The following is a 24,446-nucleotide window of genomic DNA, read 5'->3' as shown; positions in this document are numbered from 1 at the left end:
GCGGCAGAAGGAAGGAAAAAGAAATGTCATTGGCCGCACTTGCCCACCGCCACCCGCGTGTCGTGGATTGGGGCATTCATATCGACCGCGCGCCGGCCGCCTTCTGGCTTGCGCTGCAATTCGCGGCGCTCGCGCCGACTTGGGCCTGGATGGTTCGGCGCATGCGCGACGGTTCGGACGATCCGCTGGGCTTGCTGGCATTGGCCACATTGGCCGCTCTGGCATGGCAGCGGCGGCGCGAACTGCGTGCCGCACCGCGGCTCGGCTGGCTGGCACTGGCGGGCGCCGGCACCTTGCTGGCGACGCTGTTGCGCACCGGCATCGGCGAACTGCCCGCCTTGCCGCCCCTTGCGGTGGGGCTGATGGCCGTGCTGGCGCTGGCGTGCGGGCTGCTGGCCTTTCTTCCGCGGCGGGTGGCCGCGGTGCCGGTCGCGGGGCTGGCGGTGCTGGCTTTGCCGCTCTTGTCGTCGCTGCAGTTCTACGCAGGCTATCCGCTGCGCGTGGTCACGGCCGAAGCAAGCCGATGGTTGCTGGCGCCGGGCTTCAGCGTGGCGCGCGAGGGCAGCAGCCTTGTGGTCGATGGCCGGCTGGTCATCGTCGATGCCCCGTGTTCAGGCGTGCAGATGGTGTGGCTCGGCTACTTCACGGCATGCGCCGTCGCGCTTTGGGCGCGGCAGAGCGACCGCGGCTTCCTGCGCCGGCTGCCGATGGTCGGCCTGCTGGTGCTGGGCGGCAACATACTGCGCAACAGCGTGCTGATCGCGTTCGAAGGCGCGGGCCACCCGCTCGCGCCATGGGCGCACAACACGCTCGGCCTGCTGGTGCTGGCTGCCGTGTGCGGCGGCATTGCCCGGCTGATGGTGCCGGAGCGCACGGAGGGCAGGCTGGCCGACCAACCCATTCCCGGAATGATCACCACGCAGGGAGGCCGTAATGTCGACACGGTTCTTTGAGCGCATGTTTGCCAACCACTTCATCAACCGCATCGGCCACAAGACGGCGTTTGCGCTCGCCATGTTGCTCTGCCTGCTGTGGTCGACCGCCGCCGCTGTGCGCGCGCCGCAGGAGCGCGTGGCGGCCATGGCATCGCAGGAGTGGCCGCGCGAATGGGACGGCGTTCCGCTCCGGCCCATGGCGCTCGGCGAAGTCGAGCAGCGCTTTGCCGATCGCTTCCCGGGCGCCATCGGCCGCATGACGGACGGCACGCAGATGATCGTCATGCGTGCGGTGAACACGCCGACGCGCATGCTTCATCCGGCGGCCGACTGTTACCGCGCACTCGGCTACCGCATCGACCAGGCGCGCCTTGAACGCGATGCGCAAGAGCGCTTGTGGCGCTGTTTTGTTGCGCAATTGCACGGACAGCAAAAGTTCCGCGTTTGCGAGCGCATCGTCGATGCCGAAGGCACTGCTTTCACCGACACTTCAGCTTGGTACTGGGCGGCGGCCAGCGGGCAGTCGACCGGTCCGTGGCAAGCCGTCACGGTGGCGAGACCCTTGTGAGAGTTGTGTGAACAAGACCCTGAGATCTGCGCTTTACGGGCTGTTGGCCCTTGTAGTCACTGCAGCGATAGCTATCTTCCTGATAGTGAAGTTCGCACTTGCGCCTGCGCCCGGTGAATGGCGCAGCACGGTCAAGGCCGGGCCGTTGAGTTTCGACGTCGGCGTGCCGACCGCAGTGCGGCTGGCCACCTCCTCCTGGCTTGCACCGCGGCTCGACGGGCATTCGCTCGACACGCGTTTCGGCCTCGTGCATTTCGCGTGGAAGGGCGCGGCCGGCGCGCTCGAACTGCGCTGCGCGCCCTGCACGGTAGAGGTTCCGGCGCTCGGCACGCAGCCCATCCAGGTCGAAGGCCTGGTTGCCACCGTCAAGCGCGATGGCAACACCCTGACCGGCACGCTCGAGGCCACCCCCCGCGGCGCCGATGCGGCAGCCGCCATCCACGGCCAATGGGAAGGCCGGCTCACGCCCAAGAACCTGCTGCTCAGCGCCGACATCAAGGATGCGCCCATTGCGCGCTGGTACGCGGTGCTGGCGCCCAACCTGCCCGAACTGCAGCGCGCGCGCATCGGCGGCACGCTGGCCTTGCGCGGACAGGTTGCGCTGCCCGAAGGCACCTTCGGCGTCATTCCCGTCGTGAGCCAGTTCACCGTCGAAGGGCTGGGCACCGAAGCCATGCTCGGCGCACGCACCAGTTGCGGCGCGCCGTCCAAGCTGGCCAGCGACAGCTGGCTGGCACGTTCCGTCATCGCGGCCGAAGACCAGCGGTTTTTCAGCCATGCCGGCTACGACCTCACCGAAATCGTTGCATCGCTCGACAACAACCAGAAGGACGGCCAGACGAAGCGCGGCGGCAGCACGCTCACGCAGCAGCTCGCCAAGCTGCTCGTCACCGGCAGCGACCGCACGGCGGAGCGCAAGTTGCGTGAGCTGCTCTACGCGGTCGAAATGGAGCAGACGCTCGGGAAGGCGCGCATCCTGCAGCTCTACCTGGACAACGCGCCCTGGGGCGGCAACCTGTGCGGTGCCGAAGCCGCCGCGCGCCGCTATTTCAAACGGCCGGCGCGCAACCTGGAGCCGGCGCAGGCGGTGTGGCTGGCGGCCATGCTGCACAAGCCGAATGCGGTGCTCGAACAATGGCGGCACGATGGCCGCATCGACCCGGACCGCACCAAATGGGTGGCCGAAGGCGTGCGCGGCATCAGCCGCAACCAGCGCGAATCGCTGCTCAAGAGTGTTGCGGCCGCCAAGTTCGCGGCGCCCGAGGCGGCCCCATGAGCGAAACGGGCGGAGCTGTGCAGATCGGCGACATCGAGGCCATCGAGCGCGCCACGGTCGCGGCCGTGTCGCCCCTTGCCGTCGAAGAACTCGACGGCTGGCTGTTGCCGTTCGACGACGGCACCGTGAAGCGCGCGAGGTCGGCCGTTCCGCTGCACCGCGGGGCAGTCAGCGACAGCACGCTCGACCGCATCGAGGCCCGCTACGACAGCCGCCAGTTCGTGCCCGCGTTTCGGGTGGCCGACACCGCCTGCTTCGACGCCCTGCGGGCCGAACTCGAGCAGCGGCACTACATGGGCGATTCGCCCACCTGCGTGCAGATCGGCTCGGCAAGGCGCATGCAGCAGGTGGCTGCGGCGGGCGCGGCGCTGGCCGACGTCGACGCCGCACCCGACGAGGCCTGGGCCACGCTGTTCCTCGGCGAAGGCTTCGATCCGGTCGACGGTGTGCACCGCGTGCGGGCGCTCTCCCGCGCCAAGGGTTCGCTCTATGCCAGCGTGCGTGAGGGGCGCCGCACCGTTGCGGCGGGCGCCATGGCCTTCAGCCACGGATGGGCGAGCGTGCACGGCATGCGCACCGAGCAGTCGCAGCGCGGCCGGGGCCTGGCGGGGCGTGTGCTCGCCGGGCTGGCGCAGGCGGCGCTCGAACGCGGCTTCGAGCGCGTGTTCCTGCAGGTCGATGCGCACAACATGCCGGCCCATGCGCTCTACCGGCGCGCCGGTTTTTCCACTCGGTGGCAGTACCGCTACTGGCAGCGGCAGCAGTGGCCGCGCTAGCCCGGCTATCCTGAAACCGTCACCCCCACGGGTGGCGCGGTCGGCTCGTTAGTGCCACCATGGCCGTATGACGAATGCAAACCACCCCACCGATCCCGTGGCCACGCCGCGCGGCATCGACCACATCGTGGCCGGTGTTTCCACCAGCGACGGCGACGGCGTCAAACTCACCCGCGTGCTGCAGCAGCCGCTGCAGAAAAGGCTCGACCCCTACCTGATGCTCGACGCCTTCGGCAGCGACAACCCGGGCGACTACATCGGCGGCTTTCCGAGCCATCCGCATCGGGGCTTCGAAACCGTCACCTACATGATTGCGGGCCGCATGCGCCACCGGGACAGCGCGGGCCACGAGGGGCTGCTGCAAAACGGCGGCGTGCAATGGATGACGGCCGGGCGCGGGTTGGTGCACAGCGAACTGCCCGAGCAGGAAGAAGGCCTGATGGAGGGATTTCAGCTCTGGCTCAACCTGCCCGCCAAGGACAAGATGCGCGAGCCCTGGTATCGCGACATCCAGAGCGAGGAAATTCCCGAATACACCACCGCTGCGGGCGTTCATGTGCGCGTGATTGCCGGCGAAAGCCACGGCATCCAGGGCGCGGTGCGGCGCGAACACACCGAGCCGCTGTACCTCGACATCACCGTGCCGCCGGGCGCCGAGTTTGCCCAGCCGCTGCCCGACGACCACAACGCGCTGGTGTATGTGTACCGCGAGTCGGTGTGGATCGCGGGCAGTGAGGTGCCCACGCGCCGCATGGCCATTCTTGCCAACGACCCCGGCAGCGACGGCGTGGTGCTGCGCGCGGGTGCCACCAACCACAGCCCTGCGCGCGTGCTGCTGATTGCCGGCAAGCCGCTGAACGAGCCCATCGCGCAATACGGCCCTTTCGTGATGAACACGCAGGAGCAGGTGAAAGAGGCCGTGCACGATTTCCAGAACGGCAAGTTCTGATGATCCTGTAGTCGCAGGCCTACCGAAAATCGGCACTGCCCGCAGGTCACAGGCGCTGCCGCGCGGCTTAGATTGGCCGGCATGGCCCCCAGCACGCCCCGCCCCGCCCCCCCGACCACCACCAGCAAAGCTCCCCAGGTTCGCAAGGGCCAGGCTCCCGACACGTTGAAGCGCGAGCAGTTTCATGAGCGCTTCATGCAGCCGTTTCTCGACCCAGCCTTCGAGGCCGAGAAGGAGGCATTGCAGCGCATCGAGCTTGTTGCGTGGGAGGCCTACCAGGAGGGCCGCAAGGCGCCCGTCACGCGCAAAGCCGGCCCGGGCTATGCCGATCCGGACTACGACCTGTCCGTCGACTGGCTCGAAGCCAAGGCGCGCATCGATGCAGCCCAGGCTGCGTGGCGCAGCCCGCAGACGCGGTCGCGCGTGCTGCTGGTGAATGGATCGCCGCGCAACGACGGCACCTGTCCCGGTGAAATTTCGAAGACATGGCGGCTGGTGCAGCTTGCGCGCGAAGTGCTCGAGGGCTGCGGCATCGAGGCCGACGTGCTCGACCTCAGCCTGCTCACCTCCGAATACGGGCGCCATATCCATCCTTGCAAAGGCTGCGCTTCCACCGCCATGCCGCTGTGCCACTGGCCCTGCAGCTGCTACCCCAACCACTCGATGCGCCAGACCGGCGACTGGATGAACGAGATCTACGAACGCTGGGTGGCCGCGCACGGCGTGATCCTGTTCACGCCCACGCATTGGTACCAGGCTGCCAGCCCGCTCAAGCTCATGATCGACCGCCTGGTGTGCGCCGACGGCGGCAACCCCGATCCCACCAGCACCCACGGCAAGAAGCCCGAAGAAGCCAAGGCGCTCGAACTCGAGGGCTGGGGCTATCCCAAGCATCTCGATGGCCGCGTCTATGGCGTGGTGGTGCACGGCGACGTGGCAGGCGCGGAAAGCGTGCGCCGGAACCTGTCGGACTGGCTCGACTGGATGGGCCTCATCGATGCCGGCCCGCAGGCGCGCCTCGACCGCTACATCGGCTACTACGAACCCTATGCCACCAGCCACGAGACGCTGGACGCCGATGAGGACGTGCAGGAAGAGGTGCGCAACGTGGCGCGCGCCGTGGCGCTTGCGGTCGGCGAGATGCGCACGGGCAAGCTGCAGTCGCCCGATCGTGGATTGAAGCCCGCGAGGCCCAAATAAGTCACGCTGCGGGGGCGCAGGGCCCACGCGGTTCATGATTCTTTACGCACGCTCACTTCCGGCTCACCGGGGAGATACAGAGGTCTTCCACACTTCGCTTCACCTGCTGCCCATTGGCGGCAGGCTTCTTCGAAAGGAAGCACTTTTCATGATCTCTCTTCGCCAACGCATTGTCTGGGCCAGCCTTCTCGGTTCGGCCGCCCTCGCCTCTTCGGGTGCCTTTGCGCAGGCTCCGGCTGCGCCCGCCACGTCTTCCACGCCCCCTGCGGCCGTTGCGCAAGCAGACGCTGCCGCGCCCAAGGCGCAGCACAAGCGCATGGATCCGGCCCAGCGCATGGAACGCATGCAAGAGCATCGCGCCAAGCGCCTGGCTGCGCTGAAGGAAAAGCTCAAGCTGACCTCCGCCCAGGAAGGCGCATGGACCAGCTTCACGTCGGCCACCCAGCCGCCGGCCGGTGCCCGCCCGCAGCGCATGGACCGCGCGGAATTTGCCAAGCTCACCACGCCGGAGCGCCTGGAACGCATGCAGGCCCGCCAGGCCGAGCGCAGCGCAAGGTTCGCGAAGCGCGCCGAAGCCACCAAGACCTTCTACGCCACGCTGACGCCCGAGCAACAGAAGACCTTCGACGCGGAAACGGTGCATGCCGGCATGCACGGCCATCGTGGCCACCGCGGCGGCCATGGCCCCGACCACTCGGCAGCGCCCGCCAAGAGCTGAGCACGAGTGACTGAACGCAGCGCCTGAAAAGGCGCATGCATCAAAAAGCCCGCCATGCATGCGCATCGGCGGGCTTTTTTCGTACACGCAGTGCTTTATTGCGGTGTACCCGTCTTTTCAGTCGGGTTCGTCGGCACGTCCGGCCGTTCGCCCTTCTGGCCGAACTGGGGCTTGGTCTTGCGGGCTTGCTGGCTCACCTCGGCACGCGACATTTCGCCCGTGGGCCGCGGCATGGCATTGGGCTGCGCGTTGACCGTGGTGCTGGCTTCACCCTTGGGCACCGGGTTGTTGGCGTTGTTGCGGTTGTGGGCGCGGGCCTCGGCCTTCACGGCCTCGCGCGAATTGGGCATGCTCGCATCGGGCCGCTGCGGCGGGTTGGGCACGCCGGAGGGCGTCTGCGTGCTGGCCTGGCCGCCCACGGCCGGGTCGGGCTGGGCGGGTATCGAGGTGGCCTGCGCCATCGCGGTGCCGGCCATGGCCATCAGGCCGGCCAGCGCCGTGGCGCGAAAGATTGCGTGCTTCATGGTGTGTTCCTTTGCTTGTCTCGACGGATGAACGAAGTGGAAAGACGGACCTATGGACCTGGACCTTTTTCTGGGTCCTGAAATCACCGTAGGAGGCCCGCAATGGCGCAGGTGTCGGGGTGAGGCAGGCCTGCCTGTAGGAACTCGCGCCCCTGCCGCGAAGGCCGGCGGCAAAGCCTGTGAATAAGGTGGCGCGTTCCTACAGGCGCGGACGGCGCGGCAACGTACAACGGCAAGACCGATGTCTTCCTCACCGATTCCACTCGCCGCCGCTTCGCCGACCTCGATCAAGGTGATGACCGTGAACACCCACAAGGGCTTCACTGCACTCAACCGCAAGTTCATTCTTCCGGAACTGCGGGATGCGGTGCGCACCGTGGGCGCCGACGTGGTGTTCCTGCAGGAAGTGCTGGGCACCCATTCGCGCCATTCGCGCAAGGTGAACAACTGGCCCGAGGCGCCGCACTACGAATTTCTGGCCGACACCATGTGGCCCCAGTTCGCCTACGGGCGCAATGCCGTGTACCCGCGGGGGCATCACGGCAACGCGGTGCTTTCCAAATTTCCGATCGTGCATTACCGCAACCACGACGTGTCGGTGGCCGGCCCCGAAAAGCGCGGGCTGCTGCACTGCGTGATCCGCCTGCCCGGCCGCCCCGTCGACGTGCATGCGATCTGCGCCCACCTGGGATTGGCAGAAGCGCACCGGCAGCAGCAGCTGGAGCTGCTTTGCCATATCGTGCGCGACGAAGTGCCGGCCGATGCGCCGCTGATCGTCGCGGGCGACTTCAACGACTGGCGCGGCCGCGCCCACCGGGTGCTCGAAGAAGGCGCCGCCTTGCGCGAGGTGTTCGTCAGTGCGAACGGCTCGGCTGCCAAGACTTTTCCGTCGCGCTTTCCGCTGCTGTCGCTCGACCGCATCTATGTTCGCAACGCCGGGGTGCATGCGCCGGTGGTACTGCCGCGCAAGCCCTGGTCGCACCTGTCGGACCATGCGCCGCTGGTGGCGAACATCGACCTTTGAAGATGGCGGCCGACATGGACCAGAGAGCCCGCTGGGTCGGTGGCAACAGCATCTCGTTGCTCGAGAACGGCGAGGAGTTTTTTCCGCGCGTGTTCGACGCCATTCGCCAAGCCAAGCGCGAGGTGATCGTCGAGACCTTCATCCTCTTCGAGGACAAGGTGGGCATGGCGCTGCATGCCGCCATGCGGGCGGCGGCCCAGCGCGGCGTGAAGGTCGACGTGCTGGTCGACGGATTCGGTTCGCCCGATCTCTCGCGGGAGTACATCGAAGAGCTGAGCTCGGCCGGCGTGAAGATGCGCGTGTTCGATCCGGGCAAGCGCATCCTGGGCCAGCGGCTGAATGTGTTCCGCCGCATGCACCGCAAGATCGTGGTGATCGACGGTGAGCTGGCCTTTGTGGGCGGCATCAATTATTCGGCCGACCACCTGCTCGACTTCGGGCCCAAGGCCAAGCAGGACTACTCGGTCGAGCTGCGCGGGCCCATCGTGGCGCAGATTCACCAGTTTGTGCTGCGTGCCATTGCGCTCGGGGACAAGGGGCCGCGCTGGTTCCGGCGCCGCCTCAAGCAGGCGCCGCCGGTCGCGCGGGAATCCGTGGGCCAAGTCGAGGCGATGTTCGTCACGCGCGACAACCGCCGCCATACCAACGACATCGAGCGCCAGTACCTGGCCGCGATTCGCGCCGCGCGACGGCGCATCGTGATTGCCAATGCGTATTTCTTTCCGGGCTACCGGCTCATCAAGGAGCTGCGGCGCGCCGCGCGCCGCGGCGTGGACGTACGGCTGATCCTGCAGGGCGAGCCCGACATGCCGATCGTCAAGACGGCTGCGAGCATGCTCTATCACCACCTGCTGCATTCGGGCGTGCGCATCTTCGAATACTGCGACCGTCCGCTGCACGCGAAGATTGCGCTGATCGACGACGACTGGACCACGGTGGGCTCGAGCAACCTCGATCCGCTGAGCCTTTCGCTCAACCTCGAAGCCAACGTGATCGCGCGCGACAAGGCGTTCAACCAGCTGCTGTGGCAGCGCATGGACACGTTGATGCGCGAGAGCTGCAAGGTGATTGGCGAGGACGACCTGGCCAGCGAATGGAGCGGCTGGCGGCTGGTGCGCAGCTTCTTCATCTTTCACTTCCTGCGCTGGTATCCGTCATGGCTGGGCTGGTTGCCGCGCCAGGTGCCGCGGCTGACGCTGGCCGAAGCCACCGACCTTGCCGAAAAGCGCGAGCAGCGAGAAAAAGCCGGCGAGAACGGCGCCACCCAGACCACGGAAGCCGCATGAACCGGCAAGCCGCTCACAGGGCGACTACGGCTGCAAACCGCACGGCGGCTTTTCCATGATGAGCACCATGAGCATTGCGCACCGCCCCTGGTGGCCTTGGATGCGCCGCATCGCGCTGTGGGGCTTCTTCGGCCTTATTGCATGGCTGCTCGTGAACCAGGCGCGCGCCATCGATTGGCAGGAGGTGTTCGACGCGATGCGCTCGCTGCCCGCCTCCACGCTGCTGCTGGCGGGCGCGCTTGCCGCCGGCAGCTTTGCAACCTACAGCACCTACGACCTGCTGGGCCGGTACCTCACCCGCCACAAGCTGCGCGCGGCAAGCGTGATGGGGGTGACCTTCATCAGCTATGCCTTCAACCTGAACCTCGGCTCGCTGGTGGGTGGCGTGGCGTTCCGGTATCGGCTGTATTCGCGCCTGGGGCTTTCGAACGAGACCATCACCCGCGTGCTCGGCTTCAGCATGCTCACCAACTGGCTCGGCTACCTGGTGGTGGCGGGCGCGGCCTTCTGCTTCTGGCCGATGGACTTGCCCGAGGAATGGAAGATCGACAACGGCGGCCTGCGGATTCTTGGCGCGGTGCTGCTGCTGCTGGCGGCGGCCTATCTTGTGCTGTGCGCGTTTGCCAGCGGGCGCGTGTTTCGCGTACGGCGCTTTTTCTTCAAGGTGCCGGCGCTGCGCATGGCGCTGCTCCAGCTGGCCATGTCGTGCCTGAACTGGTCGCTGATCGGCGGCGTGATCTGGGTGCTGCTGCAGGGCGAGGTGGCTTTCCACCAGGTGCTCGCAGTGCTGCTGGTGGCCGCGGTGGCGGGCGTGGTCACGCACGTGCCGGCGGGCCTTGGCGTACTGGAAGCGGTGTTCATCGCCCTGCTCTCGCACCAGGTGCCGCAAGGCAAGCTGCTGGGCGTGCTGCTGGTCTACCGCGGGCTGTATTACCTCTTGCCGCTGGCGGTGGCCACCGTGGCCTACTTTGTCACCGAGCTGCGCACCCGGCGCAGGCGCGCCAGGCCGCGCCGAGCGGGCGGCTAGAAGTGATACGTGTAGCGCAGCCGGACAAAGTTTTCGCCCGGGTTCGGCTTCTTGATGCCCGCGTTCGAAAAATGCTGCACGCGCAACGTGAGCTCGTGCTTCCCGTTCTCGCCAAAACTGCGTCCCACGCCCAGCACTTCGGTGAACTGGAATGCGGTGCTGAAGGTGCGGTCCGGCGTGTTGTAGAGGTGGTCCATCACCGTGCCGCCCACGCCGCCTTCGGCGAACCACGGGGAGCTGCCGGCGCCGAAGCGGTAGCGCCAGGTGTAGATGGCACCAATTTGCGTGTAGTTGCGCGAACCGCTGCCAAGCGCCGGCGCATGCCACTGGCTGATGAACAGGTCCCAATAGGAAGTCAGTGCGCCTTCATGCACCGGCTGGCGCAGAGACCAGGGCAACGTTACCCCTACCGTGGCCGAATTGGTGGCCCCTTTGTCGCCGTGCGGTGCACGGCCGCCCTCGAAGTAGAAGCCGCGTGCGCTGTCTTCGAACGCATGAGCTTCGGTGCCCAGCAGGCCAAGAATGCCTGCGAACACCGCAGCCCCGAGGGACGCGGAAGGAGGTACTTTCATGATGTGGTTTTTGAAAGCAAATGATGGAAAGGACGGAAATAATTACTTTCCGCCCCGTTTCGCGCCTCAAGCCGAGGCTATTGCCATATCGCAAAGTAGGACTTGTTCAACATTCCTGCAGAGTTGATTTTGTTGCAGTGCAGCAATCCGGGCGCTCGCGGGCCTATAGTGGTGTTCATTCATCCTCATAGATCGGCCCTCGCCCATGTCGTCTCTTACCTCTGCCGCCCGTTTGGCCAGCCCGCTGATGCTGTGGGCCGACATGGCCCTGAAGACCCACGAGATGCTGCTGTCCTCGGGCTCGGTAATCCAGATGCGCACCGAGCGCATGGCCAAGGCGGGGCTCACGCCCAGCCCGGCGGACCTTGCGGAGTTCCAGCTCATGGGCGATGAAAAGCTCGCTGCCGCGGGTGAAGCGGGCGCTGCGATGGCCAGGCAATGGCACAGCAGCCATGTCTCGCTCACGAGCCGCGTGCTGCAGCAATGGTTTCTGAGCGCCGGGGCTTTTCTGTCGATGGCCGGCAGCATCACGCCCGCGCAGGCGGCGGTGCGGGGCGATGCGTTCGTCAAGGCCACCACCCGCGCGGTCAGCACCGCCGGCCAGCTCTCGGGCACGGCGGTCCGCATTGCGCGCGAAGGGCTCAAGCCGATCCACGCAGCGGCTACCTCCAACGCCCGCCGCCTGGCGGAGCAGCGCGCCTGACCTGACCGGGAAAAGCAGCGTCAGCCGCGCGCCGGAACCAGCGTGACCAGGGTGATTTCGGAAGGTGCGCCAAATCGCTTGGGCGGCCCCCAGTAGCCGGTGCCGCGGCTCACGTAGATCCACATGTCCTGCAGCCGGTGCAGGCCGGCGGTAAAGGGCTGCTGCATCGGCACGAACAAGTTCCACGGGAAGAACTGCCCGCCATGCGTGTGGCCCGACAGCTGCAGCTGGTAGCCGGCCCGGGCCGCGAGCGGCGCACTGCGCGGCTGGTGGGCCAGCAGCACGCGCGTGTGCACCAGCGGCGGCGCGTCGTGCAGCGCAAGATGCGGATCGCTTTCATGCGCGGCATCGAAATGGCCGGCGGTGAAGTCGGTCACCCCGGCAAGCACCAGCTGGCTTTCGAACAGTTCTTCGTCGTTCTGCGCACCGCGCACATTGCGCGTCTGCAACACCACGTGCTCGTTGAGCAGCACCTTCAGCCCGAGCCGGCGCAGTTCGTCGATCCACGCGTGGGCGCCGGCGTAGTACTCGTGGTTGCCCGTGACCACGAAGGTGCCGTGCCGCGCGCGAAGGCCGGCCAGGGGTGCAATGTGCTCGCGCAACTCGGCCACGGTGCCGTCCACCAGGTCGCCGGTGATCGCGATGGCGTCGGCGCCGAGGCGGTTCACGGCGTCGACGATGCGCTGGATGTAGTCGCTCCGGATCGTCGGCCCAACGTGGATGTCGCTGAGCTGCGCAATCGTGAAGCCCTCGAGCGCGGAAGGCAGTCCCTGGATGGGAACCTCCACACGCTTGACGGCCGCGGTGCGGCGGGCATTGAGAAAACCCACCAGCGATGCCAGTGTGGCCACCACCGGAACGGCCATTGCGCTCCACGGCAGCACCGCGCTCCAGGACACCTGCAGGCCGGCCACCGCGCTCGCAAGCCAGGTGAGCAACAGGCCCACGTCGCGCAGCAGCGTCAGCACGAACATCGAGGAGAACCAGCCCATGCTGATCAGCCCGGTCCATTTGAGCGCCTCTTTCAGCGAAGCGCTGCGCTCCGAGCGGCGCGAAACGAACGGCAGCGGAATCGTGAAAGCCGAAACGGCGAGCGCGGCAAGCGGCAGCGGCCAGGCGGGCGTGAGCATGGCCAGCGCCGGCACCAGGCGCAGCGCTATGTAGACATGCAGTAGCGCGGTGAGGACGCTCAGGGGACGTATCGGCATGGGGGCAATGGGAACGGGCACTGCCCGGGACGCAACATGTGCAAGGCGCATGCCGCGCATTCAAGACGGCCGCTCGGCCACAGGCCGCTATTTTTTCTATAGCGTCGGGTATCCAGATAGCAGGCGTTGCCGGCGATACATGCGCCGAACCGCACGGCTCAGCGGCAAGGGTACCGGCCGCACACGCGCGCTACTGCACCGGGCGCGTGCCGGCAGATGCCATGTCGGTGCCGGCTGGCCACACGAATGCCACCTTTGCGGGCGTACCCGGCAAGACGTGCAGCGTTTGCTTGAGCGTGTTTCCAAGCAAGCGAGCCTCCACTTCGTAAGTCCCGGGGTCGAGCCGGGCCACCATGAACGGGCCGCCCGACACCACGTTGTCGATCAGCGCGGCGCCCTTGCTGTTGCGCACCGTCACGTGAACGTCGGCCGCGAACTCGGCGCCCTTGTGGTCCTTGATGGCAAATTCGAAGGTGGCCGGCCAGCGTGGCGCCACGGTTTCCATCAGCTGGGCCTCGTCGCTGCCGATGCCGCCGCTCATGTACTCGATGCCGTGCGTCATGTAGATGGGCGGGTTGACCGCCGCGTGCGCCGGAGAAAGCGCCGCAAGAAGAACGGCGCCGCACAGCGCGGCGGCCGCAAGGGGCCGCCGGCGAGATGAAATCAGGGAGGTCATGGTCTGAAATCCTTTCTTCCTTGTCTGCGTGGCAAAGAGCCACGACGCCACTGTGCGGCGCGGGCCTTAGGCAAGGCTTAACAAGAAAAGAGGAAAGACCGGCCCCGTCGTCCCCGCAGCCTGAACCGGGGGAAAGCGGGGTTCAGCGGGCGGCGGATGTCTGCGCGAATGCCTGCGTTTGCGGCGCGGGCGGCAGCACCGACGCCATGTCGAAGTTCGAAGGCCACATGAAGACCGCGCGGGCCGGCACGCCGGCAATCACGGTCAGTGTCTGCGTGATCGTCAGGCCGCCGAGCGTCACGTTCACGTCGTATGCGCCGGGATCGAGCCGGGCCAGCATGTAGGGGCCGTTCGACTGCGCCTCCATCACGGGGCGGCCCGTGTACTTTTCGCGCACCTGAACCGCGGCCCGCACCGGGAAATTGCTCTTTTGCGTGCTGTCGTTGATGCCGAACTCGATGGTCGCCGCCCACCGCGGCGACACCATCTGCATGAACGACGCCTCGGCCTTGCTCGTGCCCCCGCACATGTATTCGACGCCTTGCGCCATCTGTATGGGCGGGTTCGAGAACGCATGGGCCGATGTGGCCATGGCCCCCAAGAATGCTGCTGTGCCGCCCAATACCAACGCAGCCATCGGCTGCCGGAGACGCAAAAGGTTCATTGCTTCGATGTCCTCGATCATGGGTGACGTGAATCCGTCGAGGATTTTGCTTAGCAAGAGTCGGGCTAGATATAGCGTTTACGAGGAACGATCCTCGCGAAAGTATTGAACGCTATTGTTTTAATAGCTTGTGACGCCTGTATGACGGGCCGCCCGGCCGTTTTTGGTCTTCCTCTATGTGAAAACCCTGAGAGCGGTGCCGTACGCCCGATTCGGCACGTTGCACGTGACCGGCGCCTACACCGGTGCATTGCCTCGCTTGATATGAAGAAGTTCGTACAGAAAAGGAGCTTCCAATGAACATCGGATCCAGGATCGAGGCAGTCAAGAAGATGGACGCCCAGCGGCCGGACTTTCCGGGTGAGCACCTCGCCGTTCTGGGCGCGGGCGTTCTGCTGCTGCTGACGGCCGGGCGCAGCCGGTCGCTCGTGCGCCGCGTGCTGGCGGGCGCTGCAGGCGGCGCACTGGTTGGCCGAGCGGCCAGCGGGACCGGCGGGCTGGCGCGCGTCGCCCGCGTGTTGCAGGGCGGCATTGGCGGCAGGCGCGCGATGCGTATGCCGTAACCGGAACCGTCACATCAATTCGCGGTAAATTTTGCTGGCGTCAGTCATCGAATTAAATCAATGTCAAGTATTTACTTGAATTAGACGTTCAGGCGTTTTCTTCCAGCAATTCCCCCGAGCTTGGATCGTGAAAGATATCTCGATCTCGCTCAAAAAAACACCCCGGATCGCGGGTTCACATAAGCGGCGGCAAAGCGAATCTAGACTCGCGCAGGGCTAATTTATTACGCCCTTCGCGCCGCTTTTTTTGTGGCTTTCCGAGACAGTCAAGAGTCGGCCACAAATATCGTTTGTCGGCCCGCTCCGGGGAGGTTTTCTGGTGACGATCAGCCGACGTAATTTCAATGCAGCCGGGTCCATTTTTTCAGTCTTGACCCTCGCCGGCTGCGGCGGAGGAGGAAGTGGCGAGGGCGGCAATGCCGTCTGGCCCATCGCTCCTTCGCCTGCTCCCAAAGCCGAGACTTCGGGGTTCGCTTCCGTGAACGGAAAAAACCTTTACCACGTGAGCTCCGGCAAGGGGGTTCCAATCGTCTTCATGCACGGCGGCCTGGGCCTGGATCACCAATACTTCCGCCCTTTCATCGATCCGCTTGCCGACCACGCCCGCATCGTTTGCTACGACCAGTTGGGACAAGGCAAATCGGACCGCCCGGCCAGCTATGACGAGCTGACCCTCGAGCGCATGAGCGCGGATTGCAACGCATTGACCAAGGCGCTCGGCATCGACAAGTTCGTTCTTGTCGGCCACTCGTTCGGTGGTTTTGTTGCGCTAGATTTCGCGTTGCGGTTTCCTGATCGCCTTTCGGGGCTGGTGTTGTCGTGCACGGCGGCAGACACCGCATCTTTCGTTCAGCGCAATCCGGTCGGCGGAACGCCTGACCAGCAAGCAGCCCTGGGCCAATTGCTGACAGCTCCAGTCGCGAGCGATGAGGATCTTCGTAAAAAATGGACCGCCGGCGCGCCTTTGTATTACAACAATGCAACCCCGCCGCCCGGGGTTATCGCAGACGTCGATCAAAGGACAATTTACTCAGGCGCGGCGTTCAATCGCGGCAACCAGCTTCTGGCCGACTACAACTTTGTTTCGCGGTTGTCGTCCATCAATGTTCCCACGTCGGTTAACTATGGCTCGGGTGATATCTGGCGTTTTGGCGATGACGAAAAGCTGGCAAAGAACATTCCGGGCGCCGCGCTGAAGTATTTCGCCAATAGCGGACACTGGCCGTTTCAGGAAGAGCCGGCAGAGTTCATTCGGTACATGCGCAGCTTCATTGCTCGTCTCCCGGCTTGAAGCCGTGAATCCAGAACAGGCGTGCCGCGCTCGGCGCGCCTGATGGCCTGCCTGTAAGCGGATGGGCGTGTGGTGGTGGATATTCTGGGGGCAGGGGCAGTAGCTCCCAATCCTCGGTAGAGGTCCCGAAGAAATCCAAGCCACAGTTGGGCTTGGAATAAAAAAAGCGCCCAGCATCGCTGGGCGCTTTATCGTTTTTACAGCAGCTGTTCGCGGCGGCGACTTAGCTGCCGTGCTTGCTACACGTCGATATTCGCAGCCCGCAGCGCGTTCTGCTCGATGAACTCGCGGCGCGGCTCCACTTCGTCGCCCATCAGCATCGTGAACACGCGGTCGGCTTCGATCGCGTCGTCGATCTGCACGCGCAGCAGGCGGCGCACGGTCGGGTCCATGGTGGTTTCCCACAGCTGTGCGGGGTTCATTTCGCCCAGGCCCTTGTAGCGCTGGCGCGAGGTGGCGTTTTCGGCTTGGCCGATGAGCCACTTCATCGCGATGCGGAAGTCGGCCACCTTTTCTTCCTTGGCGCGCTCGCCTTCGCCGCGGCGGACGATGGCGCCCTCGCTGCTCAGCAGGTTGCGGAAGGTGTTGGCGGCTTCGGCGAGCGCAGCGTAGTCGGCGCCGTGCACGAAGTCTTGCGTGAGCACGCTGCTCTTGATGTTGCCGTGGTGGCGGCGGCTGATGCGCAGCAGCGGCTTGTCGGTGCGGGCGTCGAACTCGCTGCTCACTTCGGCGGGCACGCCGGTGGTGTTGAGTTCGCGCAGCTTGGCTTGCAGCGCCACGGCCGAGGCTTCGGCCGCGGGCGTGGTGTCCAGGTCGAGCGCCACGCCGTCGGCAATGGCGCGTAGCGCTTCGGCGTCCATGAAGTTGCGCAGGCGCGCAATCACGGCTTCGGCCAGCTGGTGCTTGCGCGCGAGCTCGGCCAGAGTGTCGCCACTCAGGGTGGTCGAGTTGGGGCCGCCGGTCTCGATGCTCGCGTCCTTCAGGGCCACCTTGAGCAGGAAGGCGTCCAGCGCGGGGCCGTCCTTCAGGTATTGCTCTTCCTTGCCGACCTTCACCTTGTAGAGCGGCGGCTGGGCAATGTAGATGTGGCCGCGCTCGACCAGCTCGGGCATCTGCCGGTAGAAGAACGTGAGCAGCAGCGTGCGGATGTGCGCGCCGTCAACGTCGGCGTCGGTCATGATGATGATGCGGTGGTAGCGCAGCTTGGCAACGTTGAAGTCGTCCGCCCCGCCGCCCGCGGTGGTGGCGCCGGCGCGGCCGATACCGGTGCCCAGCGCCGTGATCATGGTGAGAATTTCGTTGCTGGTGAGCAGCTTCTCGTAGCGCGCTTTTTCCACGTTCAGAATCTTGCCGCGTAGCGGCAGGATGGCCTGGAACTTACGGTCGCGGCCCTGCTTGGCGGAGCCGCCGGCGGAGTCGCCCTCCACCAGGTAGACCTCGCACAGCGCCGGGTCCTTTTCCTGGCAGTCGGCCAGCTTGCCGGGCAGGCCCATGCCGTCGAGCACGCCCTTGCGGCGCGTCATTTCGCGGGCCTTGCGCGCGGCTTCGCGGGCGCGGGCGGCCTCGATGATCTTGCCGCAGATGATCTTCGCGTCGCTCGGGCGCTCTTGCAGGTAATCGGTGAGCAGGCGTCCGACGATGTCTTCGACCGGCGCGCGCACTTCGCTGGACACCAGCTTGTCCTTGGTCTGGCTGGAGAACTTGGGCTCGGGCACTTTCACGCTCAGCACGCAGCACAGGCCTTCGCGCATGTCGTCGCCGGTGACTTCGACCTTGGCCTTCTTGGCCAGCTCGTTTTCTTCGATGTACTTGTTGATGACGCGGGTCATCGCGGCACGCAGGCCCGTGAGGTGGGTGCCGCCGTCACGCTGCGGAATGTTGTTGGTGAAGCACAGCACCTGCTCGTTGTAGCCGCTGTTCCACTGCATGGCCACTTCAACGCCGATGTGCGTGCCGGGAATGCCGCCGTAGGTGTCGGCCGGCTTTTCGCCCGCTGCATAGAACGAGTTCGGATGCAGGACGGTCTTGCCCTTGTTGATGAATTCGACAAAGCCGCGCACGCCGCCGGCGCCCGAGAAGTCGTCTTCCTTGCCGGTGCGCTCGTCCTTCAGGCGGATGCGCACGCCGTTGTTCAGAAAGCTCAGCTCGCGCAGGCGCTTGGAGAGGATTTCGTAGTGGAAATCGTTGTTCTCCTTGAAGATTTCCGTGTCGGGCAGAAAGTGCACCTCGGTGCCGCGCTTGTCCGTGTCGCCGATGATCTTCATGGGCGAGACTTCGAAACCGTTCACGGTTTCGAGCAAGCGGTTCTGCACGAAGCCACGGCTGAATTCGAGTTCGTGGATCTTGCCCTCGCGGCGCACTACCAGGCGCAACATCACGCTCAGCGCGTTCACGCAGCTCACGCCCACGCCGTGCAGGCCGCCCGACACCTTGTAGCTGTTCTGGTTGAACTTGCCGCCGGCGTGCAGCTCGGTCAGCGCAATTTCGGCAGCCGAGCGCTTGGGCTCGTGCTTGTCGTCCATCTTCACGCCGGTGGGAATGCCGCGGCCGTTGTCGGTGACGGAAATCGAGTTGTCGCTATGGATGGTCACGACGATGTCGTCGCAGTGGCCGGCCAGCGCTTCGTCGATGGAGTTGTCGACCACTTCGAACACCAGGTGGTGCAGACCCGTGCCGTCGGAGGTGTCGCCGATGTACATGCCGGGGCGCTTGCGCACCGCCTCGAGCCCTTCGAGGATCGTGATCGAGCCTTCGCCGTAGCTGGTGTCGGCGGGCGTGATCTCGATCGGCACCGCACTCTCGATCTCGGGCGTGTAGACCGGTTCGGTGTGGGGCACTTCGGGCTTGTTTTCTTCTGCACTCATTCGGATATTCCTCTATCTCTCACGGCATTCACGGGATTTTTCGGGCCTTGGCGGCCTGCTTTTCCTGCCTCTTGAAAGCGCAAACCCGCGGAGGGCCGCGGGCTGTCTGCGCAAGGCGCTGTGTTTTCTGTCTTCTAGATCCGCATCGGCATCACGACATATTTGAAGGATGCGTTCTCGGGGATGGTCAAAAGGGCGGAACTGTTGGAGTCGGCCAGGTCCAGCTTGACCATGTCCTGGCCCATATTGGCGAGGGCGTCGATCAGGTAGGTTACGTTGAAGCCGATCTCGATGGCGTCGCCGCCGTAGTCGATGTCGAGCTCGTCCTGTGCTTCTTCCTGCTCGGCGTTGTTCGATGCAATGCGCAGCGTGCCGGGCTCGATGTTCAGGCGCACGCCCTTGAACTTTTCGCTGGTCAGAATGGCGGTGCGCTGCAGGCTGGCCAGCAAAGGGGCGCGGCCGAGCGTGACGCTGTTCTTGTGGTTCTTGGGAATCACGCGGTTGTAGTCGGGGAACTTGCCCTCGACCAGCTTGGTAACGAACTCCATGCCGCCAAAGCTGAACTTGGCCTGGTTGTTCGCAAACTGCATCTCGATGGCGCCTTCGGCGTCAGACAGCAGGCGCTGCATTTCGAGCACGGTCTTGCGCGGAAGAATCACTTCCTGGCGCGGCACTTCGACGTCGAGCGTGGCCGACGAAAACGCCAGGCGGTGGCCGTCGGTGGCCACCAGGCTCAGCTGCTTGCCTTCGGCCACGAACAGGATGCCGTTGAGGTAGTAGCGGATGTCGTGCACGGCCATGGCAAAGGAGACTTGCGAGAGCAGGTCCTTCAGCGTCTTTTGCGGCACGCTGAACACGGGGCCGAAATTGGCGGCCTCTTGCACCAGCGGAAAGTCTTCGGCCGGCAGCGACTGCAGCGTGAAGCGGCTCTTGCCGCCCTTGAGCACCAGCTTGCTCGCGCTCGATTCGAGGCTCACGGTCTGGTCGGCCGGCATGGTGCGCAGGATGTCGATGAGCTTGCGCGCGCCGATGGTGGTGGTGAAGTTGCCTTCGTCGCCGCCAAGCTCGGCCGTGGTGCGGATCTGGATCTCGAGGTCGCTGGTTGTGAGCTGCAGCTGGCCGCCGGTCTTGCGAATCAGCACGTTGGCCAGGATAGGCAGGGTATGGCGCCGTTCCACGATGCCCGCCACCGATTGCAGCGCGGCGAGGACTTTGTCTTGGGTTGCCTTCAAAACGATCATGTCTTCTTCCTCTTCTCTTATCTCTTTGAATCCGCTTGTAAGACGCCATTCTCCGCTGTTGCGGGTGGCTTTCTTGATGACATCCGGGGTCAGCCCTTGAGCGTTTGTTCGAGCACGTGGAGTTGCTGGTTCAGTTCGGTGAGCTGCTGGCGCTCGCCCGAGATCTTGCGCACCGCATGCAGCACCGTCGTGTGATCGCGCCCACCGAACAGCTCGCCGATTTCCGGCAGGCTCTTCTGGGTGAGTTCCTTGGCCAGGTACATCGCGATCTGCCGCGGCCGCGCAATGCTGGCCGGGCGCTTCTTGCTGTACATGTCGGCGACCTTGATCTTGTAGTAGTCGGCCACCGTCTTCTGGATATTTTCGACCGAGATCTGCCGATTCTGGATCGACAGCAAGTCGCGCAGCGCCTCGCGCGCCAGGGCGATCGAGATTTCTTTCTGGTTGAAGCGCGAGTAAGCCAGGATCTTGCGCAGCGCGCCTTCGAGCTCGCGCACGTTGGAGCGCACGTTCTTGGCAACGAAGAAGGCGACTTCTTCCGGCATTTCGGCCGATTCGGCGCGCGCCTTGTTGATCAGGATGGCCACGCGCATTTCGAGCTCGGGCGGCTCTATGGCGACCGTCAGGCCCGAATCGAAACGCGAAACCAGGCGCTCGTGGATGTCGGCCAGGCCCTTGGGATAGGTGTCGCTGGTCATCACGATGTGCGACTTCTTGGCCAGCAGGGCCTCGAACGCATTGAAGAATTCTTCCTGCGTGCGGTCCTTGTTGGCGAAGAACTGCACATCGTCGATCAGGAGCAGGTCGAGCGAGTGGTAGCGCTCCTTGAATTCGTCGAAAGTCTTGCGCTGGTAGGCCTTGACCACATCCGACACGAACTGCTCGGCGTGGATGTAGAGAACTTTGGAATCGGGCCGGTCGGCGAGCAGCCGGTTACCCACAGCATGCATCAGGTGGGTCTTGCCCAGGCCCACGCCGCCGTAGATGAACAGCGGGTTGTACAGATGCCCCGGCATGCCGGCCACGTGCATGGCGGCAGCGCGCGCCATGCGGTTGGCCGTGCCCTCCACCAGCGTGTCGAAGGTGAGGCCCGAATTAAGGCGATTCTTGAAACCTGCAGCGGCCGGCTCCTCGCCCGGGCCGGCCATGTCGCGCGGCACGTCGGTCTCTGCCATGACGGCAATGGGGGCAGACCGCACGGGCGCTTCGCGCGGAGCAAGCGCTAACTCTACTGCCACGGGCTGGCCGTACATCTTCTCGGCCATGGCGGCAATCTTGCCGGCGTACTGGGCGCGGATCCAGTCGAGCTTGAAGCGGTTGGCAACGAACACCGTCATGCGCGAAAGGTCGTCGGTGACCTGCGCCGTCAGGGGTTTGATCCAGGTATTGAATTGCTGCTCGGACAGCTCCTGCGCGAGCTGGTCGACACAGGCCTGCCAGAGGCTTTCACCGATGCCGTCAGTCGACATGGGTGCTTGAAAAAGTGGTTCGTCCCTCGTCCATTTTTTGGTATATGTATTGTGGATATTCTCTGCTGCAAGGCGGCCCGCATTCTAACTTGTCAAAACCTTATCCACATCCCCCGGGGCACCATGCAAAGGCCCGCAAAGTTACTCGATGTTTGGTGTTGGGCCGAATGTTTGCGATAATTGCGGGTTTCCCTGAAAACCTCATTGCGTCTTTCGGGGGTCATCCGAAAAACGCTCCCAGCGCCCGCCTGCTCAATGCGGCCTTTCAAGGCTTCGTCGGGCACGGTGGATATCGGGGGAATCAGCAGGAAATCTCATCATGAAACGCACTTACCAAGCTTCCAAAGTCCGCCGCGCCCGTACCCACGGCTTTCTGGTCCGCATGAAGACCCGTGGCGGCCGCGCCGTCATCAACGCACGCCGCGCCAAGGGCCGCAAGCGCCTGGCCGTCTGACGGCAGTTCCTCTGCCGTTGCCAGCCGCCGATCCGCCAGCGCCAGCTTTTGTAGCCAGTGTTTCTGGCGTGTCCGGCCCGGCTTCCATGCAGCGGCTCAAGACCCGCGCGCAATTCCAGGCCGTCCTCGCAGGTGCCACCGTGGCGCGCACTGCTCATTTCGCATTGCATCGCTGCGCACTCGATTCAACATCGAGCGCGCAGCCCTTGTTCGCGTCCGACGACGTCTGGCTGGGCGCCATGGTGCCCAAGCGCTGGGCGCGCCGCGCTGTCACGCGCAACGCCATCAAGCGCCAGATCTATACCGTGAGCGCCGCGCCTGGCGTCGGCCTGCCCCGTGCGGCGCACGTGGTGCGGCTGCGCGCGGCGTTTGACCGCAAGGAATTCGTGAGCGCCAGCTCCGACAAGCTCAAGGCCGCAGTGCGCGCCGAGCTCCAGCAACTGCTGGCGCGGGCCGCGCGCGCACCCGCATCCGCACCTTCGTCATGAAACGCCTGCTGATCGGCCTCGTGAAGGGCTACCGCCTGCTGCTGAGCCCCTGGCTCGGCCAGTCGTGCCGCTTCGAGCCGACCTGCTCGCGCTATTCGATCGAAGCGCTCGAGACGCACGGCGCCCTGAAGGGCAGCTATCTCACCCTGCACCGCATCGTGCGCTGCCAGCCCTGGTGCCAGGGCGGGCACGATCCGGTTCCACCGAAATCACCGCGTCGCACTGGCAAGCCAGGCTCGCTGTTTTCGTCTCTTCTCTCCTCCGACAAGAAGTCTTCGTCATGAACGATATACGCCGCACGATCCTGTGGGTGATTTTTGGTTTCTCGCTGGTGCTGCTGTGGGACCAATGGCAGGTCTTCAACGGCAACAAGCCGACCTTCCTGCCGTCGACCAAGCCGGCCGCCGTGGCCACCGCGCCCGCAGGCAGCACGCCGGCCGCCGCCAACGGCGTTCCGACTGCATCGGCCCCGGGCAGCAGCGCCGCGGCCGTGCCCGCGCAAGCTGCGCCGGCCGCACCGCGTGAGCGGGTCAGCGTTACCACCGACCTGTTCAAGGCGGTGATCGACAGCGAAGGCGCCACGGTCAACTATCTCGAGCTGCTGAAGTTCGACGAAGCCGACCGCACCAAGCACGTGGTGCTGTTCGAGAACGATTCGCCCGCCACCCGCTACGTCGCACAAACCGGCCTGCTGAGCCAGAGCGGGGAAGCCTTTCCCAACCACCTGACGCCGATGACGCCGAAGGCCGGTCCGCGCGAAATGGCCGAGGGCCAGAACACGCTCGAAGTGAGCTTCGAAAGCGCACCCTCGGGCGGCCTCAAGTACGTCAAGACCTACGTGTTCAAGCGCGGCGAATACACCGTCGGCGTGCGCCACGAAGTGGTCAACGTGAGCGACCAGCCGCGCGACGCGCAGCTCTACATGCAGCTGCTGCGCCACGGCACGGTGGCCGCGGGCACGATGTTCGGCACCAACACCTTCACCGGTCCGGCGGCCTACACCAACGAGAAGAAGTTCCACAAGCTCGACTTCAAGGACATTGCCAAGGGCAAGGTCGAGCCGCCGCCGCCCGCCAACGACGGCTGGATTGCAATGGTGCAGCATTACTTCGTGTCGGCGTGGCTCCTGAAGGGCGACCCGGCGAGCGAGCAGCTCAAGCGTGAGTTCCGCGTGAAGGACCTGGGCGACAACCTCTTTACCGTTGCCATGGTGGCTACGCTGCCGAAGATCGCCCCGGGCCAGACCCTGGTGGTCAACAGCGCGCTGTTCGCGGGCCCCGAAGAAGAAAAGAAGCTCGAAGCCATTGCGCCGGGCCTCGACCTGGTCAAGGACTACGGCATCTTCGCGATCATTTCCAAGCCGCTGTACTGGCTGCTGAACCAGCTGCACGGCATTCTGGGCAACTGGGGCTGGTCCATCGTGGCGCTGGTGGTGCTGCTGAAGGCAGCCTTCTACTGGCTCAACGCCAAGGCCTACGCCAGCATGGCCAAGATGAAGGCCATCAACCCCAAGATCATGGAAATGCGCGAGCGGCTGAAGGACAAGCCGCAGGAAATGCAGCAGGAGATGATGCGCATCTACAAGACCGAGAAGGTCAACCCGATGGGCGGCTGCTTCCCGATCGTGATCCAGATCCCGGTGTTCATCGCGCTCTACTGGGTGCTGCTGTCGTCGGTCGAAATGCGCCACGCACCGTGGATCGGCTGGATCACCGACCTTTCGGCACCCGACCCCTGGTACATCCTGCCGATCGTGATGACCCTCACCTCGCTGTTCCAGACCTGGCTCAACCCGACGCCACCCGATCCGATGCAAGCCAAGCTGATGTGGATCATGCCGCTCGCGTTCAGCGTGATGTTCATCTTCTTCCCGGCCGGCCTGGTGCTGTACTGGATCACCAACAACGTGCTGTCGATCGCGCAGCAGTGGTTCATCAACAAGCGGCTGGGCGTGCTGGGCAAGTAAGCCG

25 protein-coding genes are annotated in these 24,446 nt (G+C 64.9%); 17 read left to right on the top strand and 8 right to left on the bottom strand.

Annotated features, from left to right (window positions below; translation table 11 throughout):
- Window positions 1-23 precede the first annotated feature (23 nt).
- The 7 genes from xrtQ (at window position 24) to QHG62_RS00890 (ending at window position 6,422) form a co-directional block, all read left to right on the top strand.
- Window positions 24-953 carry an exosortase Q gene (gene xrtQ / locus QHG62_RS00920; RefSeq protein ID WP_281148946.1) on the top strand — a complete coding sequence of 310 codons (930 nt, stop codon included), beginning with the start codon at window positions 24-26 and terminating at the stop codon, window positions 951-953.
- Window positions 934-1,503 (top strand): hypothetical protein, encoded by a 570-nt coding sequence (locus QHG62_RS00915; protein WP_281148945.1) that lies wholly within the window; start codon window positions 934-936, stop codon window positions 1,501-1,503. Before xrtQ ends, QHG62_RS00915 begins: the two co-directional genes overlap by 20 nt.
- 85 nt (window positions 1,504-1,588) lie before the next feature.
- Window positions 1,589-2,779 (top strand): biosynthetic peptidoglycan transglycosylase, encoded by a 1,191-nt coding sequence (locus QHG62_RS00910; RefSeq protein WP_281148944.1) that lies wholly within the window; start codon window positions 1,589-1,591, stop codon window positions 2,777-2,779.
- Window positions 2,776-3,555: a GNAT family N-acetyltransferase gene (locus QHG62_RS00905; protein ID WP_281148943.1), complete on the top strand. Its 780-nt coding sequence runs from the start codon at window positions 2,776-2,778 to the stop codon at window positions 3,553-3,555. Before QHG62_RS00910 ends, QHG62_RS00905 begins: the two co-directional genes overlap by 4 nt.
- 67 nt (window positions 3,556-3,622) lie before the next feature.
- Window positions 3,623-4,504: a pirin family protein gene (locus tag QHG62_RS00900; protein WP_281148942.1), complete on the top strand. Its 882-nt coding sequence runs from the start codon at window positions 3,623-3,625 to the stop codon at window positions 4,502-4,504.
- 81 nt (window positions 4,505-4,585) lie between these two features.
- On the top strand, window positions 4,586-5,704 hold the full coding sequence (locus tag QHG62_RS00895) for a flavodoxin family protein (protein WP_281148941.1): 1,119 nt from the start codon (window positions 4,586-4,588) through the stop codon (window positions 5,702-5,704).
- A gap of 148 nt (window positions 5,705-5,852) precedes the next feature.
- Entirely contained in the window at window positions 5,853-6,422 is a 570-nt protein-coding gene (locus QHG62_RS00890; protein WP_281148940.1) for a Spy/CpxP family protein refolding chaperone, read from the top strand.
- Window positions 6,423-6,517: 95 nt separating this feature from the next.
- Here QHG62_RS00890 and QHG62_RS00885 read toward each other — a convergent pair whose 3' ends face one another.
- Window positions 6,518-6,946 (bottom strand): serine/threonine protein kinase, encoded by a 429-nt coding sequence (locus tag QHG62_RS00885; protein WP_281148939.1) that lies wholly within the window; start codon window positions 6,944-6,946, stop codon window positions 6,518-6,520.
- 241 nt (window positions 6,947-7,187) lie between these two features.
- Here QHG62_RS00885 and QHG62_RS00880 point away from each other — a divergent pair, with 241 nt between their 5' ends.
- From QHG62_RS00880 to QHG62_RS00870, 3 genes are read left to right on the top strand one after another with little or no spacing between them, the layout of a single operon-like run.
- Window positions 7,188-7,970, top strand: a complete 783-nt coding sequence (locus QHG62_RS00880; RefSeq protein ID WP_281148938.1) for an endonuclease/exonuclease/phosphatase family protein — start codon at window positions 7,188-7,190, stop codon at window positions 7,968-7,970.
- A 14-nt stretch (window positions 7,971-7,984) separates the two neighbouring features.
- Window positions 7,985-9,256, top strand: coding sequence for a cardiolipin synthase ClsB (clsB, locus tag QHG62_RS00875; protein WP_281148937.1), 1,272 nt, complete (start codon window positions 7,985-7,987; stop codon window positions 9,254-9,256).
- Between the two features lie 58 nt (window positions 9,257-9,314).
- Window positions 9,315-10,283 carry a lysylphosphatidylglycerol synthase domain-containing protein gene (locus QHG62_RS00870; RefSeq protein ID WP_281151460.1) on the top strand — a complete coding sequence of 323 codons (969 nt, stop codon included), beginning with the start codon at window positions 9,315-9,317 and terminating at the stop codon, window positions 10,281-10,283.
- Here the strand turns inward: QHG62_RS00870 and QHG62_RS00865 are convergent.
- Window positions 10,280-10,855 (bottom strand): acyloxyacyl hydrolase, encoded by a 576-nt coding sequence (locus QHG62_RS00865; protein WP_281148936.1) that lies wholly within the window; start codon window positions 10,853-10,855, stop codon window positions 10,280-10,282. The two genes, QHG62_RS00870 and QHG62_RS00865, sit on opposite strands and share 4 nt — an antisense overlap.
- Before the next feature lie 205 nt (window positions 10,856-11,060).
- Between QHG62_RS00865 and QHG62_RS00860 the strand changes: the two genes are divergently transcribed.
- The gene (locus tag QHG62_RS00860) at window positions 11,061-11,558 is read left to right on the top strand and encodes a polyhydroxyalkanoate granule-associated phasin (protein WP_281148935.1); all 498 of its coding nucleotides are present in this window, start codon (window positions 11,061-11,063) and stop codon (window positions 11,556-11,558) included.
- A gap of 20 nt (window positions 11,559-11,578) precedes the next feature.
- On the opposite strand, the gene QHG62_RS00855 is transcribed toward QHG62_RS00860, so the two are convergent.
- From QHG62_RS00855 to QHG62_RS00845, 3 genes are all read right to left on the bottom strand, one after another.
- On the bottom strand, window positions 11,579-12,826 hold the full coding sequence (locus tag QHG62_RS00855) for a metallophosphoesterase (RefSeq protein WP_281148934.1): 1,248 nt from the start codon (window positions 12,824-12,826) through the stop codon (window positions 11,579-11,581).
- Between the two features lie 130 nt (window positions 12,827-12,956).
- The gene (locus QHG62_RS00850; RefSeq protein ID WP_281148933.1) at window positions 12,957-13,442 is read right to left on the bottom strand and encodes a hypothetical protein; all 486 of its coding nucleotides are present in this window, start codon (window positions 13,440-13,442) and stop codon (window positions 12,957-12,959) included.
- Between the two features lie 142 nt (window positions 13,443-13,584).
- The gene (locus QHG62_RS00845; protein WP_281148932.1) at window positions 13,585-14,106 is read right to left on the bottom strand and encodes a hypothetical protein; all 522 of its coding nucleotides are present in this window, start codon (window positions 14,104-14,106) and stop codon (window positions 13,585-13,587) included.
- Window positions 14,107-14,402: 296 nt separating this feature from the next.
- Between QHG62_RS00845 and QHG62_RS00840 the strand changes: the two genes are divergently transcribed.
- Window positions 14,403-14,669, top strand: coding sequence for a hypothetical protein (locus tag QHG62_RS00840; protein WP_281148931.1), 267 nt, complete (start codon window positions 14,403-14,405; stop codon window positions 14,667-14,669).
- A gap of 319 nt (window positions 14,670-14,988) precedes the next feature.
- A complete protein-coding gene (locus QHG62_RS00835) occupies window positions 14,989-15,960 on the top strand; it encodes an alpha/beta fold hydrolase (RefSeq protein ID WP_281148930.1) in 972 nt (323 codons plus the stop codon).
- 239 nt (window positions 15,961-16,199) lie between these two features.
- On the opposite strand, the gene gyrB is transcribed toward QHG62_RS00835, so the two are convergent.
- The 3 genes from gyrB to dnaA form a co-directional block, all read right to left on the bottom strand.
- Window positions 16,200-18,824: a DNA topoisomerase (ATP-hydrolyzing) subunit B gene (gene gyrB, locus QHG62_RS00830; protein WP_281148929.1), complete on the bottom strand. Its 2,625-nt coding sequence runs from the start codon at window positions 18,822-18,824 to the stop codon at window positions 16,200-16,202.
- A gap of 134 nt (window positions 18,825-18,958) precedes the next feature.
- Window positions 18,959-20,065, bottom strand: coding sequence for a DNA polymerase III subunit beta (gene dnaN / locus QHG62_RS00825; RefSeq protein WP_157611122.1), 1,107 nt, complete (start codon window positions 20,063-20,065; stop codon window positions 18,959-18,961).
- Between the two features lie 89 nt (window positions 20,066-20,154).
- The gene (gene dnaA, locus QHG62_RS00820) at window positions 20,155-21,534 is read right to left on the bottom strand and encodes a chromosomal replication initiator protein DnaA (RefSeq protein ID WP_126749323.1); all 1,380 of its coding nucleotides are present in this window, start codon (window positions 21,532-21,534) and stop codon (window positions 20,155-20,157) included.
- A gap of 319 nt (window positions 21,535-21,853) precedes the next feature.
- On the opposite strand from dnaA, the gene rpmH reads away from it, so the two are divergent.
- The 4 genes from rpmH to yidC all read left to right on the top strand — a co-directional run bounded on the left by rpmH (window position 21,854) and on the right by yidC (window position 24,442).
- Window positions 21,854-21,988 (top strand): 50S ribosomal protein L34, encoded by a 135-nt coding sequence (rpmH, locus tag QHG62_RS00815; RefSeq protein ID WP_007834827.1) that lies wholly within the window; start codon window positions 21,854-21,856, stop codon window positions 21,986-21,988.
- A gap of 86 nt (window positions 21,989-22,074) precedes the next feature.
- Entirely contained in the window at window positions 22,075-22,476 is a 402-nt protein-coding gene (locus QHG62_RS00810) for a ribonuclease P protein component (protein ID WP_281148925.1), read from the top strand.
- A complete protein-coding gene (yidD, locus tag QHG62_RS00805) occupies window positions 22,473-22,760 on the top strand; it encodes a membrane protein insertion efficiency factor YidD (protein WP_281148924.1) in 288 nt (95 codons plus the stop codon). Before QHG62_RS00810 ends, yidD begins: the two co-directional genes overlap by 4 nt.
- Complete coding sequence (gene yidC / locus QHG62_RS00800) at window positions 22,757-24,442, top strand: membrane protein insertase YidC (protein ID WP_281148923.1); 1,686 nt, start codon at window positions 22,757-22,759, stop codon at window positions 24,440-24,442. Before yidD ends, yidC begins: the two co-directional genes overlap by 4 nt.
- Window positions 24,443-24,446 lie beyond the last annotated feature (4 nt).

The organism is Variovorax paradoxus, from assembly GCF_029919115.1.
GTDB lineage: Bacteria > Pseudomonadota > Gammaproteobacteria > Burkholderiales > Burkholderiaceae_C > Variovorax > Variovorax paradoxus_O.
The sequence above is the reverse complement of the archived record's forward strand: the minus strand, read 5'-3'. Positions and strand labels throughout refer to the sequence as shown.

Bases quoted from the DNA above. Each gene is read 5' to 3' on its own strand.
- xrtQ (WP_281148946.1), top strand. From the start codon at position 24: ATGTCATTGGCCGCACTTGCCCACCGCCACCCGCGTGTCGTGGATTGG.
- QHG62_RS00915 (WP_281148945.1), top strand. From the start codon at position 934: ATGTCGACACGGTTCTTTGAGCGCATGTTTGCCAACCACTTCATCAAC.
- QHG62_RS00905 (WP_281148943.1), top strand. From the start codon at position 2,776: ATGAGCGAAACGGGCGGAGCTGTGCAGATCGGCGACATCGAGGCCATC.
- QHG62_RS00900 (WP_281148942.1), top strand. From the start codon at position 3,623: ATGACGAATGCAAACCACCCCACCGATCCCGTGGCCACGCCGCGCGGC.
- QHG62_RS00895 (WP_281148941.1), top strand. From the start codon at position 4,586: ATGGCCCCCAGCACGCCCCGCCCCGCCCCCCCGACCACCACCAGCAAA.
- QHG62_RS00890 (WP_281148940.1), top strand. From the start codon at position 5,853: ATGATCTCTCTTCGCCAACGCATTGTCTGGGCCAGCCTTCTCGGTTCG.
- QHG62_RS00885 (WP_281148939.1), bottom strand. From the start codon at position 6,946: ATGAAGCACGCAATCTTTCGCGCCACGGCGCTGGCCGGCCTGATGGCC.
- QHG62_RS00880 (WP_281148938.1), top strand. From the start codon at position 7,188: ATGTCTTCCTCACCGATTCCACTCGCCGCCGCTTCGCCGACCTCGATC.
- clsB (WP_281148937.1), top strand. From the start codon at position 7,985: ATGGACCAGAGAGCCCGCTGGGTCGGTGGCAACAGCATCTCGTTGCTC.
- QHG62_RS00870 (WP_281151460.1), top strand. From the start codon at position 9,315: ATGAGCACCATGAGCATTGCGCACCGCCCCTGGTGGCCTTGGATGCGC.
- QHG62_RS00865 (WP_281148936.1), bottom strand. From the start codon at position 10,855: ATGAAAGTACCTCCTTCCGCGTCCCTCGGGGCTGCGGTGTTCGCAGGC.
- QHG62_RS00860 (WP_281148935.1), top strand. From the start codon at position 11,061: ATGTCGTCTCTTACCTCTGCCGCCCGTTTGGCCAGCCCGCTGATGCTG.
- QHG62_RS00855 (WP_281148934.1), bottom strand. From the start codon at position 12,826: ATGCGCGGCATGCGCCTTGCACATGTTGCGTCCCGGGCAGTGCCCGTT.
- QHG62_RS00850 (WP_281148933.1), bottom strand. From the start codon at position 13,442: ATGACCTCCCTGATTTCATCTCGCCGGCGGCCCCTTGCGGCCGCCGCG.
- QHG62_RS00845 (WP_281148932.1), bottom strand. From the start codon at position 14,106: ATGAACCTTTTGCGTCTCCGGCAGCCGATGGCTGCGTTGGTATTGGGC.
- QHG62_RS00840 (WP_281148931.1), top strand. From the start codon at position 14,403: ATGAACATCGGATCCAGGATCGAGGCAGTCAAGAAGATGGACGCCCAG.
- gyrB (WP_281148929.1), bottom strand. From the start codon at position 18,824: ATGAGTGCAGAAGAAAACAAGCCCGAAGTGCCCCACACCGAACCGGTC.
- dnaN (WP_157611122.1), bottom strand. From the start codon at position 20,065: ATGATCGTTTTGAAGGCAACCCAAGACAAAGTCCTCGCCGCGCTGCAA.
- dnaA (WP_126749323.1), bottom strand. From the start codon at position 21,534: ATGTCGACTGACGGCATCGGTGAAAGCCTCTGGCAGGCCTGTGTCGAC.
- rpmH (WP_007834827.1), top strand. From the start codon at position 21,854: ATGAAACGCACTTACCAAGCTTCCAAAGTCCGCCGCGCCCGTACCCAC.
- QHG62_RS00810 (WP_281148925.1), top strand. From the start codon at position 22,075: ATGCAGCGGCTCAAGACCCGCGCGCAATTCCAGGCCGTCCTCGCAGGT.
- yidD (WP_281148924.1), top strand. From the start codon at position 22,473: ATGAAACGCCTGCTGATCGGCCTCGTGAAGGGCTACCGCCTGCTGCTG.
- yidC (WP_281148923.1), top strand. From the start codon at position 22,757: ATGAACGATATACGCCGCACGATCCTGTGGGTGATTTTTGGTTTCTCG.